Source organism: Hydrogenophaga sp. (assembly GCF_018780075.1).
Classification (GTDB): domain Bacteria; phylum Pseudomonadota; class Gammaproteobacteria; order Burkholderiales; family Burkholderiaceae_C; genus Hydrogenophaga.
The window spans coordinates 1-11,663 of the sequence record NZ_JADMKB010000074.1; the positions used below are offsets into that span (position 1 = coordinate 1).

Below are 11,663 nucleotides of genomic sequence, written 5' to 3' on the forward strand. Positions count from 1 at the left end.
CGACCTTGCCGGTCAGGCCCAGGGTCATCATGGTGCGGCCGTGGTAGCCGCCGGTGAAGGCGATCACGCCCGAGCGGCCGGTGTGGGCGCGGGCGATCTTGATGGTGTTCTCCACGGCTTCGGCGCCAGTGGTCAGGAACAGGGTTTTCTTGGCGAAATCACCCGGGGCCTTGGCGTTCAGTCGCTCTGCCAGCTCCACGTAGGGCTCGTAGGCCAGCACCTGGAAGCAGGTGTGGGTGTACTGGTCGAGCTGGGCCTTCACGGCCTCGATCACGGCCGGGTTGCGGTGGCCGGTGTTGAGCACGGCGATGCCGCCGGCGAAGTCAATGTAGCGGCGACCTTCCACGTCCCAGATCTCGGCGTTTTCGCCCTTGGCAATGAAGATCTGGTGACTGTGGCCCACGCCGCGCGGGATGGCGGCCTGGCGGCGGGCCATGAGCATGGCGTTGGTGGCTTGGGATTCGCGTTGCATGCAGTGGGCTCCGATCAAGAAGAGATTTCAGACTGGGGCGGACTGTAGGGCGCTTGGGCCACGGCTAACATATACAGACAGTGCCTGCACAGCGATGCACTGTGCAGCCCCACAGACCTGTACAGCATTACCCTGATAGCCGCCCATGTTTACCTTGAACCCCAAAAGCACCAGCCCGCTTGTGGTGCAGATCGTCGAGGGGTTTCGCGACCTGATCCAGAGCGGCAACCTGCGCCCGGGCTCCAAGGCCCCCTCCATCCGCCAGTTCGCCCACGCCCACGGCGTGAGCGTGTACACCGTGGTCGATGCCTACGACCGGCTGGTGGCGCTGGGGTATTTCGTCTCGCGCCCGCACTCGGGCTTTTTTGTGCGCAAGCGCGAGGGCGTGGCGCCGCAGGCGCCCGGCACCGTGCCCGCCGAGACGGCGAACTACAACTTCGATTCCATGTGGTACCTGCGCCGGGTGTTCGAAGCCCGCGCGCTGCGCATGAAGCCCGGTTGCGGCTGGCTGCCCGGCGACTGGCTGTTTGAAGAAGGCCTGCGCCGCAGCCTGCGCACGCTGGCGGCCGAAAACGTGGACCTGGGTGGCTACGGCGAGCCCAAGGGCTTTGCGCCGCTGCGCCAGCTGGTGCGTGACCTGCTGGCCGAACAGGAGATCGCGGTCAGCGCCGACCAGGTGCTGCTGACCCAGGGCTCCAGCCAGGCCATGGACCTGGTGGCGCGCCGCCTGGTGCGCCCGGGGGACGCCGTGCTGGTGGACGACCCCGGTTACCCCAACCTGCTGTTTTCGCTGCGTTTCCTGGGCGCGCGGCTGATCGGTGTGCCGCGCACACCGGCCGGCTACGACCTGGCCGCGCTCGAAGCCTTGGTGCTGGAGCACCAGCCCAAGGTGTTTTTCACCCAGCCGCGCCTGCAAAGCCCCACCGGTTCGGTGGCCAACCTCGCGCACCTGCACCGCGTGGTGCAACTGGCCGAGCAGCACCAGTTCACCGTGGTCGAAAACGACATCTACGCCGACCTCGACCCCGAGCCGCGACCCTCGCTGGCGAGCCTGGATCAGCTGCAGCGTGTGGTCTACATCAGCAGCTTCTCCAAGACCATCTCGCCCAACATCCGCGTCGGCTTCCTGGCCGCGCCGCCCGATCTGCTCGAAGACTTTGCCCAGCTCAAGATGATCTCGGGCCTGACGTCGTCGGAATTCAACGAGCGCCTGGCCTATGGCGCGCTGGTCGACGGGCGCTGGCGCAAGCACCTGCGCGGGTTGCGCGAGCGGCTGGCGCAGGCGCACCAGCGCGTGGCGCAGCAACTCGAAAACCTGGGTTTCGAGCTGTTCTGCGAGCCCAAGGCCGGCATGTTCCTCTGGGCACGCCACCCGGACATCGCCAACGCGACCGAGCTGGCCTACAAGGCCGCCGAACAGGACATCCTGCTCGGGCCCGGCCACCTGTTCGCGCCCGACCTGCAGCCCAGCCCCTGGTTCCGCTTCAACGTGGCGTTCACCGAAGAGCCCCAGGTGCTGGCGTTTTTGAAGACGCAGAGCCGGGGCTGAGTTTTTGTGCTTTGTGTTGGGCCAAGGCCCAAGCTGCGAAGCCTCAGGTTTTCTCGGCGCCGGAGCGCGGCCCGAACCGCACGAAAAAAACGCCACCCAGGGGCACCGCCGGGCCGGCTTTGCCGGACGGCCAGTGCCGTCCCCCTCCCGCCGAAGGCGAGAGAGGGGGAAGACGCGAAGCGGCGCAGGGGGTGCTTCCTAGTGCTTGACCATGATGTGCCTCGCGCAGCTGTAGTCCTCCAGCGCGTAGACCGACATGTCCTTGCCGTAGCCCGAGTGCTTCATGCCGCCGTGCGGCATTTCGGACACCAGCATGAAGTGGGTGTTGACCCAGGTGCAACCGTATTGCAGGCGAGCCGCGATGTTCATCGCGGTGCCCACGTTGCTTGACCAGACCGAGCTGGACAGGCCGTACTCGGAGTCGTTGGCCCAGGCGACGGCCTGTTCTGCGTCTTTCACGCGGGTGATGGACACCACCGGCCCGAACACCTCGCTGCGCACGATCTCGTCTTCCTGCAGCGCACCGGCGATGACCGTGGGTTTGTAGAAGAAGCCCTTGTTGCCCACCGTGCCGCCGCCGGCGGTGACCTCGGTGTGGGCCAGCTGGGCCGCGCGGTCCACGAAGCTGGCGACGCGGTCGCGCTGGCGCGCCGAGATCAGCGGGCCCATCTCGACGCCGGGTTCCTGCTGGCTGCCCACCTTGATGGAGGAGACGGCGCTGCTCAGGTCGGCCACCAGTTTTTCGTAGATGCCTTCCGTGGCGTAGACGCGGCAGGCGGCGGTGCAGTCCTGGCCCGCGTTGTAGTAGCCGAAGGTGCGCAGGCCTTCGACCACGCTGCCGAGGTCGGCGTCGTCGAGCACGATCACCGGCGCCTTGCCGCCCAGCTCCAGGTGGGTGCGTTTGATGCCGCGCGCGGCGGCCTCCATGATCTTGCTGCCGGTGGAGACGTCGCCGGTGAGCGAGGCCACGCGGATGCGCGGGTCGCGGATCAGGGGCGCGCCCACCGAGTCGCCCCGGCCGCACACGATGTTCACCACGCCCGGGGGCAGGATGCCGGCCAGCAGTTCGCCGAAGCGCAGCGTGGTCAGCGGTGTGTTTTCCGAGGGTTTGAGCACCACGGTGTTGCCCATGGCGATGGCCGGGCCCAGCTTCCAGGCGGCCATCATGAGCGGGTAGTTCCAGGGCGCGATGGAGGCCACCACGCCCAGTGCGTCGCGCCGGATCATGCTGGTGTGGCCCGCCAGGTATTCGCCCGCCAGCGGTCCCGACATGTTGCGGATGGCGCCGCCGAAGAAGCGGTAGACGTCGGCGATGGCGGGGATCTCGTCGTTGCGCGCGGCCGCCAGCGGCTTGCCGCAGTTCAGCGACTCGAGCATGGCGAGTTCGTCGCCATGGGCTTCGATGGCATCGGCGATCTTGAACAGGTAGGCGCTGCGGTCGCGTGGCGTGAGCGCGGCCCAGGCGGGGAAGGCGGCGCTGGCCGCGTCCACCGCCAGACGCAGCTGGTCGGCGCTGGCTTCGCGCACCTCGCACAGCAGGTCGCCCGTGCAGGGGTTGAGGATGGGTTCGACGCGCCCTTCGCCGGCGACGCTGTGGCCGTTGATCAGGAGCTGGGTGGTGAAGCGGGTGGCGGCCATGTCGGGTTCCAGAAGTGGGGTTGAAACAGAGCGGACGGGATCGGGGTATTCAGCGGGTGTTCGGGCTGGCGTCGCCGTCGCGGGTGAGGCGCCAGGCCAGCAGGATCAGCGGCATGGTGATGACCATGATGGCCAGCGCCACCACGTTGGTGATGGCCGCCTCGCGCGGGCGCCCGAGCTGGCCCATGAGCCAGATGGGCAGGGTCTTGTCGGTGCCGGCGGTGAAGGTGGTCACGATCAGCTCGTCCACCGAGAGCGCAAAGGCGAGGATGCCGCCGGCCAGCAGGGCGGTGCCGAGCTGCGGCAGGATGATGTACCGCAGCGTGGTCAAGGTGTCGGCGCCCAGGTCCATCGACGCCTCCCACAAACGGTTGGGCAGACGCCGCAGGCGGGCCACCACGTTGTTGTGCACGATGACCACGCAGAAGGTGGCGTGGCCGACCACGATGGTCCAGAAACCCGGGTTGACCTCCATGAGCCGGAAGGCCGAGAGCAGGGCAATGCCTGTGACGATGCCGGGCAGGGCGATCGGCAGGATCAGCAGGGTGGTGAACGCGTCCTTGCCGAAGAAGCGGTCGCGGTTCAGGGCCGCGGCGGTCAGTGTGCCCAGCACCATCGCGATGACCGTGGCCATGGCGGCCACCGCCAGCGAAAGATAGATCGCCTCGTGGATGTCGGTGCGTTCGAGCGCGCGGGCGAACCAGCGCAGGGTCACACCCTCCATGGGGAAGCTGTAGTTGCTGTCGGCGCTGTTGAAGGCGTACAGCGCGATGAACAGCAAGGGCAGGTGCAGGAAGGCCAGGCCCGCGTAGGCGGCGAGGCGCAGCGGTGTGAATCTAGAGCGCATTGAAGGCCCCCAGTCGGCGCGCCATGGCGAGGTACAGCGTGATCAGCACGATGGGCACGCAGGTGAAGGCCGCGGCCATGGGGATGTTGCCGATGGTGCCCTGCATGGTGTAGACCATGTTGCCGATGTACAGGCCCGAGGGGCCGACCAGCTGGGGAATGATGTAGTCGCCCAGCGTGAGCGAGAAGGTGAAGATGGAGCCCGCCACCACGCCCGGGAAGGCCAGCGGCCACAGCACGTTGCGGAAGGTCTGGAACGGGCGGGCACCGAGGTCGCCCGAGGCCAGCAGCAGGTTGGCCGGCACGCGTTCGATGGCGGCCTGGATGGGCAGCACCATGAAGGGCAGCCAGATGTAGGTGAACACCAGAAAGCGGCCCAGGTTGGACGTGGCCAGTGTGTCGCCGCCGATCACCGGGATGGACAGCACGGCCTGCAGGACGCCTTGGAGGCCGAGCGCATTGATCACCCAGTAGATGACGCCGCCCTGCGCCAGCAGCACGGTCCAGGCGTAGGCCTTGACGATGTAGCTGGCCCACATGGGCAGCATCACGCCGACGTAGAAAAAGCCCTTTTCGGCCGGGCCGGCGTGGTGGGCCATGTACCAGGCCATGGGGAAGCCGATGAGCGCGGTGGCGAGCGTCACGGCGACGGCCATGCCCAGCGTGCGCAGCACGATGTCCAGGTTGGCCGGGACCAGCAGGTTGGCAAAGTTGTCGGTGGTGAACTCGGTCACCACCGACATGCTCATGTCGTCGAACACGAAGACGCTCTGGCTCAGCAGCGTCAGCAGCGAGCCCAGGTACACCACGCCGAACCACAGCAGCGGCGGCGTGAGCATCAGCAGCAGCGTGAGCGTGCGCCGCTGGTAGAAGAGGTTGGAGAGGGCGCGCATGTTGGCCTCAGGCGTCCAGCATCACCATGTGCTGCTGCGACCAACTGATCGCGACCCGCTGGCCCGCCCGGGTGTGCGCGGCCAGCGCCGAGGCGGCTTCGCTTTCCGCCTGCAGGGCGGTGATGACCTGTCCGCCTACCTGCACCTCCAGGCGCTGGCTGGCGCCGAGGAACTGGATGGCCAGCACCTCGCCCTCGACCTGCAGGCGGCCGGCGGCAGAGGCCGCGCCCGCCGGGTGCATGGCGATGTGTTCCTGACGCACCGCAAACGCCTGCGGCCGGCCCGTGAGCGTTTGCGCCAGCGCGGTGTCGATCACATTGGCGCTGCCGACGAAGTCCGCCACGAAGCGGGTGCGCGGCTGGTGGTACAGCTCGCGCGGGCTGGCGATCTGTTCGATCCGACCTTGGTTGAAGACCGCGATGCGGTCCGACATGGAGAGCGCTTCGCCCTGGTCGTGCGTCACGTAGACGAAGGTGATGCCCAGCTTGCGGTGCAGCACCTTGAGCTCGACCTGCATCTGCTCACGCAGCTTCATGTCCAGTGCGCCCAGGGGCTCGTCCAGCAACAGGATGCGCGGGCGGTTGACCAGGGCGCGAGCGAGCGCCACGCGCTGGCGCTGGCCACCCGAGAGCTGGGCCGGCGTGCGCTCGGCATGGTCGGGCAGGGCGACCATGGCCAGGGCCTCTCGGGCCTGGGCGTGGCGCTCTGCCTTGGACACCTTGCGCACCATCAGGCCGTAGGCCACGTTGTCCAGCACGTTCATGTGCGGGAACAGCGCGTAGTCCTGGAACACGGTGTTCACGTCGCGCTCGTAGGGCGGTGTGCCCGAGGCTTCCCTGCCCATCAGGGTCAGGCTGCCGTGGCTCGGTTGTTCAAAGCCGGCCATCAGCCGCAGGGAGGTGGTCTTGCCGGAGCCTGAAGGCCCCAGCATGGAGAAGAACTCACCTTCCTGCACGGTGAAGCTGACACCGTCCAGCGCCTTCACGTGGCCGTAGTGCCTGGAAACGTCCTTGAACTCGATGGCGTCGGTCATGCAGAAATCTTCAGTCAGGGGTGCGGTTCGGTTCAGTTGTCCATGGCGCCGGAGCGAACATCAGCACGGGGCGCGACGGCTCCCCCAGCCCGGGGCACCGCCGGCCCGGCTTCGCCGGACGGCCAGTGCCGTCCCCCTCCCGCCGCAGGCGAGAGAGGGGGGTGACGCGAAGCGGCGCGGGGGGCATGAATTCAGCGCCGGGCCGCCCCAAGCTGAATTCGCGCCCCCTCCGGGGGGCAGCGACCCGCGCAGCGGCGGAGCGTGGGGGCCACGTACTTACCTTCCGCCCATGATCGCGATGTAGTCCATCGCCCACTTGGCGTAGGGCACGCAGCTGCCCTGGCTGGCGCACTTGGCCTGCGGGGTCTTCCAGAACTTGATCTTGGCCAGGTCATCAAAGCCGTTGACCTTGCAGAAGTCGCTGCCGCCGGGGGCTTTGGCCTTGCAGGCGGCCGGGGTCACCGGCACGGTGCCGAACCATTCGGCCAGCGGGGCCTGCAGCTGGTCGCTGAGCTGGTGCTCCATCCACTGGTAGGCGCAGTTCACGTTCTTGGCGTTCACATGCAGCATGGTGGTGTCGGCCCAGCCGGTGGCGCCTTCCTTGGGCACCACGGAGGCAATGGGCTTCTTCTCGCCCTTGAGCGAGTTCACCATGAAGCCCCACGAGCCTGAGGCGACAACGCCTTCGCTCTTGAAGTCGTTCATCTGCACCGTGGCGTCGTGCCAGTAGCGGTGGGTCAGCTTTTTCTGGCCGCGCAGCAACTCCAGCACGGCGGCGTACTGTTTTTCGTTGAGTTCGTAGGGGTCCTTGATGCCCAGCTCGGGCTTCTTGGACATCAGGTACAGCGCGGCGTCGGCGATGTAGATGGCGCCGTCGTAGGCCTGCACGCGGCCTTTGTTGGACTTGCCGTCGGGCAGGTTCTGTTCCTCGAACACCACCGACCAGGAGTCGGGCGCCTTCTTGAAGACGTCGGTGTTGTACATCAGCACGTTGGGCCCCGACTGGTAGGGCACGCCGTAGTGTTTGCCGTCCACGGTGTGCCAGGCGGCCTTCTGCAGGCGGGGGTCGATGTTCTTGTAGCTGGGCACCAGGCCCACGTTCACTTCCTGCACCAGCTTGGAGGCGATCAGGCGCCCGCTGGCGTCGCCCGAGGCGGTGACGATGTCGTGGCCACCCGCCTTCATCAGCGACACCATTTCGTCGGAGGTGGCCGCGGTCTTGACGTTGACCTTGCAGCCAGTGGCCTTTTCGAAGCCGGTGGTCCAGTCGTAGGCCTTGTCGGTTTCACCACGTTCGATGTAGCCGGCCCAGGCAATGATGTTGAGCTGTCCCTCGCCCTTGCCGACGGCCTTGGGCGGGGCTGCGAGGCTGGAGGCGGCGGAGGCAACCGCCAGCAAACCAACGAGAAGTGTGCGGGTCTGGGACATAGGGAACTCCTGACAGGGGTGGTTGGGGCGCGCTGGTGCGGGCCTGAGAGGCATCTTAGGTATTGCCCCTGTGCCGAACCATCCCGGGCAGACAATAGAATCCATCGGTAAAACAGAAACCTCGCACCAGAAAGCGTTTTTTTAGGGGGTTACCCTGTGCCTTGAAGCGGTGCGCTTGCGGGTTTACCCTTTAATTGGTCCAAAAGAGTGCCTGAAATGGCGAAATGACCCGATGAGCACCTCGTTCAAGAGCATTCGGTATTTCATAGCGGTCGCCGAATCGGGCTCCATCTCGGCCGCCATCCACGAGCTGGGGGTCTCGCAATCGGTCGTGTCGCAGGCCATCGCGCAGATGGAGGCCGATCTGGGCACCTTGCTGTTCGAGCGCCGGGCGCGGGGCATGTCGCTCACGCACGCGGGGCACCAGTTTTTGCGCCACGCGCACCAGATCGACGTGGCCATGCGCAACGCGCGCGACGCGCTGGCCTCGCGGCCGCACACCGTCACCGGCAGCCTCAACGTGGGCGTGACCAGCCTGATGGTGGGCTACTACCTGCCGTTCCTGCTCGACCGGTTTCGCCGCGTGTTCCCGCGCATCCAGGTGCAGATCACCGAAGACCGGCGCGACTACCTGGAGCACCTGCTGATCAGCGGCGAGCTCGACGTGGCGCTGATCGTGGTGTCGCAGCTGCAGAACCGCCAGGCGCTGGACACCGAAACCATCCTGCGGTCCGGCTGGCGGGTGTGGCTCCCGGTCAACCACCGCCTGGCCGGGGAAGAAAAAATCGAGGCCACCGAACTGGCCCGGCAGTCGCTCGTCCTGTTGCAGGTGGATGAGTTGGGTGACGCCACCACCGCCTTGTGGAACGCCGGCGGTGCGGACCCCACGGTGCTGATCCGCACCTCGTCGGTGGAGGCCGTGCGCAGCCTGGTGGCCACCGGCGCCGGCTGCTCCGTGCTGCCCGACATGTTGTACCGGCCCTGGTCGCTGGAGGGCGACCGCATCGAAGCACGGCCCCTCGCCCAGGGCCTGCCGCACCTGGAGGTGGGGCTGGCCTGGCGCAAGGGCGCTGGGCTGCCGGAATCGCTGAGCAACTTCCTCACGGCCGTGCGCCCGACGCTCGAAGGTCACGTGCTGGGCGGTGGCGCGCTGATCCGCTAGCCCGGCCGGGGCGCGGCGAGCTCGGTGGACGGCAGGCCGGGCGATAATGCCAAGCTGTTCTGAACCTGCCCGAAGCACCACCGACATGACCCGCCCAGCCTCCGTCGCCGACATCCGCAAGACCTTCCTGGACTTCTTTGCCTCCAAGGGCCACACCGTGGTGGCGTCCAGCCCGCTGGTGCCGGGCAACGACCCCACGCTGATGTTCACCAACTCGGGCATGGTCCAGTTCAAGGACGTGTTCCTGGGCACCGACAAGCGCCCCTACGTGCGCGCCGCGTCGGTGCAGGCCTGCCTGCGCGCTGGCGGCAAGCACAACGACCTGGAAAACGTGGGCTACACCGCCCGCCACCACACCTTCTTCGAGATGCTGGGCAACTGGTCCTTCGGCGATTACTTCAAGCGCGAGAGCCTGAAGTGGGCCTGGGAACTGCTGACCGAGGTTTACAAGCTGCCGCCCGAGCGCCTGCTGGCCACGGTGTACGAAGAGGACGACGAGGCCTACGACATCTGGACCAAAGAGATCGGCCTGCCGCCCGAGCGCGTGATTCGTATCGGCGACAACAAGGGCGGGCGCTACAAGAGCGACAACTTCTGGATGATGGCCGACACCGGCCCCTGCGGCCCCTGCTCGGAAATCTTCTACGACCACGGTGACCACATCGCCGGCGGCCCTCCCGGCAGCCCCGATGAAGACGGCGACCGCTTCATCGAGATCTGGAACAACGTGTTCATGCAGTTCAACATGGACGAGACCGGCGCCGTCACGCCGCTGCCCGCGCCCTGCGTGGACACCGGCATGGGCCTGGAGCGCCTGGCCGCCATCCTGCAGCACGTGCACAGCAACTATCAGATCGACATCTTCGACGCGCTGATCAATGCCGCGGGCCGCGAGACCGGCACGGCCGACCTGGACAACCCCTCGCTCAAGGTGATCGCCGACCACATCCGCGCCACGGCGTTCCTGATCAGCGACGGCGTGATCCCCAGCAACGAAGGCCGCGGCTACGTGCAGCGCCGCATCGTGCGCCGCGCCATCCGCCACGGCTACAAGCTGGGCCAGAAGACGCCGTTCTTCCACAAGCTGGTGCCCGATCTGGTGGCCGTGATGGGCGAGGCCTACCCGAACATGGCGAACCAGGCGCAGCGCATCACCGAGGTGCTGAAGGCCGAGGAAGAGCGTTTCTACGAGACGCTGGCCAATGGCATGGAGATTCTCGAATCTGAATTTCTCCGAATAGCCCAGCTAGAACCAAAGCCTGGCGTAATGGAAATCAATCCTGCAGCCTTGGCAAACAAGATGCGGCTCTCCGGCGGCGTGGCTTTCAAATTGCACGATACCTACGGTTTCCCGCTGGATCTGACAAACGATGTCTGCCGTGAGCGGGGTGTCGTTGTGGACGAAGCCGGTTTCCACGCCGCCATGGAAGCGCAGAAGGCCAAGGGCCGCGCGGCCGGCAAGTTCAAGATGGACAAGGCGCTGGAGTACACCGGCGCGGGCAACACCTTTGTCGGCTACGAACAGCTCGAAGCGCCGGCCAAGGTGGTGGCGCTGTACCTGGACGGCACGGCCGTGGCCGAGCTCAAGGCCGGGCAGCAGGGCGTCGTGGTGCTGGACACCACGCCCTTCTACGCCGAGAGCGGTGGCCAGGTCGGTGACGAAGGGGTGATCACCAGCGGCTCGGCCAAGTTCGCCGTGGGCGACACGCAGAAAATCAAGTCCGACGTGTTCGGCCACCACGGTGCGATGGAGCAGGGCACGCTGGCTGTGGGTGACACCGTGACCGCCAGCGTCAACCTGGCCCTGCGCGCCGCCACCGTGCGCAACCACAGCGCCACCCACCTGATGCACAAGGCCCTGCGCGAGGTGTTGGGCACCCACGTGCAGCAGAAGGGTTCCTTGGTCAACGCCGAGCGCACCCGTTTCGACTTCGCGCACAACGCGCCGGTGACCGACGCGCAGATCCGCCAGATCGAGGCCATCGTCAACGCCGAGGTGCTGGCCAACGCGGCGGCCAAGGCGGAACTGATGGACATCGAGGCAGCCCAGAAGACCGGCGCGATGATGCTGTTCGGCGAGAAGTACGGGGAGATCGTGCGCGTGCTGAGCATCGGCTCAACGCAGGAGCTGTGCGGCGGTACCCATGTGCAGCGCACCGGTGACATCGGCCTGTTCAAGGTGGTGGGCGAGGGCGGCGTGGCCGCGGGCGTGCGCCGCATCGAGGCCGTCACCGGTGTCAACGCATTGAGCTACCTGCAGACGCTGGAAGACACCGTGTCGCAGGCGGCGGGCGCGCTGAAGGCACCGACCGCCGAGCTGACCAGCCGCATCGGCCAGACGCTGGAGCAGGTCAAGGCGCTGGAGAAAGAAGTCGTCGCGCTCAAGGGCAAGCTGGCCTCCAGCCAGGGCGACGAACTCATGGCGCAGGCCGTGGACATCAAGGGCATCAAGGTGCTGGCCGCCGTGTTGAACGGCGCCGACGCCAAGACCCTGCGCGACACCATGGACAAGCTGAAAGACAAGCTGAAAACCGCCGCCATCGTGCTGGCCGCGGTGGACGGCGGCAAGGTGCAGATCGCCGCGGGCGTGACGGCCGACAGCATGGGCAAGGTCAAGGCCGGCGAGCTGGTGAACTTCGTGG

At 66.8% G+C, this 11,663-nt stretch carries 9 protein-coding genes; 3 read left to right on the top strand and 6 right to left on the bottom strand.

Annotation, left to right across the window (positions count from 1 at the left end):
• On the bottom strand, nucleotides 1–472 hold a 472-nt coding region (locus IV088_RS14000; protein ID WP_291103062.1), incomplete at its 3' end, for an aminotransferase class III-fold pyridoxal phosphate-dependent enzyme.
• 145 nt (nucleotides 473–617) lie between these two features.
• Between IV088_RS14000 and IV088_RS14005 the strand changes: the two genes are divergently transcribed.
• A complete protein-coding gene (locus IV088_RS14005; RefSeq protein WP_291103065.1) occupies nucleotides 618–2,021 on the top strand; it encodes a PLP-dependent aminotransferase family protein in 1,404 nt (467 codons plus the stop codon).
• 198 nt (nucleotides 2,022–2,219) lie between these two features.
• Here IV088_RS14005 and IV088_RS14010 read toward each other — a convergent pair whose 3' ends face one another.
• The 5 genes from IV088_RS14010 to IV088_RS14030 all read right to left on the bottom strand — a co-directional run bounded on the left by IV088_RS14010 (nucleotide 2,220) and on the right by IV088_RS14030 (nucleotide 7,859).
• Nucleotides 2,220–3,659 carry a gamma-aminobutyraldehyde dehydrogenase gene (locus tag IV088_RS14010; RefSeq protein ID WP_291103066.1) on the bottom strand — a complete coding sequence of 480 codons (1,440 nt, stop codon included), beginning with the start codon at nucleotides 3,657–3,659 and terminating at the stop codon, nucleotides 2,220–2,222.
• Nucleotides 3,660–3,708: 49 nt separating this feature from the next.
• A complete protein-coding gene (locus IV088_RS14015; RefSeq protein WP_291103068.1) occupies nucleotides 3,709–4,506 on the bottom strand; it encodes an ABC transporter permease in 798 nt (265 codons plus the stop codon).
• Complete coding sequence (locus tag IV088_RS14020) at nucleotides 4,496–5,398, bottom strand: ABC transporter permease (protein WP_291103071.1); 903 nt, start codon at nucleotides 5,396–5,398, stop codon at nucleotides 4,496–4,498. Before IV088_RS14020 ends, IV088_RS14015 begins: the two co-directional genes overlap by 11 nt.
• 7 nt (nucleotides 5,399–5,405) lie before the next feature.
• Nucleotides 5,406–6,431 (bottom strand): ABC transporter ATP-binding protein, encoded by a 1,026-nt coding sequence (locus tag IV088_RS14025; RefSeq protein ID WP_291103073.1) that lies wholly within the window; start codon nucleotides 6,429–6,431, stop codon nucleotides 5,406–5,408.
• A 276-nt stretch (nucleotides 6,432–6,707) separates the two neighbouring features.
• A complete protein-coding gene (locus IV088_RS14030) occupies nucleotides 6,708–7,859 on the bottom strand; it encodes an ABC transporter substrate-binding protein (RefSeq protein WP_291103075.1) in 1,152 nt (383 codons plus the stop codon).
• A 232-nt stretch (nucleotides 7,860–8,091) separates the two neighbouring features.
• On the opposite strand from IV088_RS14030, the gene IV088_RS14035 reads away from it, so the two are divergent.
• Entirely contained in the window at nucleotides 8,092–9,021 is a 930-nt protein-coding gene (locus tag IV088_RS14035) for a LysR family transcriptional regulator (protein ID WP_291103077.1), read from the top strand.
• A gap of 85 nt (nucleotides 9,022–9,106) precedes the next feature.
• The coding region (alaS, locus tag IV088_RS14040; RefSeq protein ID WP_291103079.1) for an alanine--tRNA ligase at nucleotides 9,107–11,663 on the top strand (2,557 nt) is incomplete at its 3' end.

Bases quoted from the DNA above. Each gene is read 5' to 3' on its own strand.
- IV088_RS14005 (WP_291103065.1), top strand. From the start codon at position 618: ATGTTTACCTTGAACCCCAAAAGCACCAGCCCGCTTGTGGTGCAGATC.
- IV088_RS14010 (WP_291103066.1), bottom strand. From the start codon at position 3,659: ATGGCCGCCACCCGCTTCACCACCCAGCTCCTGATCAACGGCCACAGC.
- IV088_RS14015 (WP_291103068.1), bottom strand. From the start codon at position 4,506: ATGCGCTCTAGATTCACACCGCTGCGCCTCGCCGCCTACGCGGGCCTG.
- IV088_RS14020 (WP_291103071.1), bottom strand. From the start codon at position 5,398: ATGCGCGCCCTCTCCAACCTCTTCTACCAGCGGCGCACGCTCACGCTG.
- IV088_RS14025 (WP_291103073.1), bottom strand. From the start codon at position 6,431: ATGACCGACGCCATCGAGTTCAAGGACGTTTCCAGGCACTACGGCCAC.
- IV088_RS14030 (WP_291103075.1), bottom strand. From the start codon at position 7,859: ATGTCCCAGACCCGCACACTTCTCGTTGGTTTGCTGGCGGTTGCCTCC.
- IV088_RS14035 (WP_291103077.1), top strand. From the start codon at position 8,092: ATGAGCACCTCGTTCAAGAGCATTCGGTATTTCATAGCGGTCGCCGAA.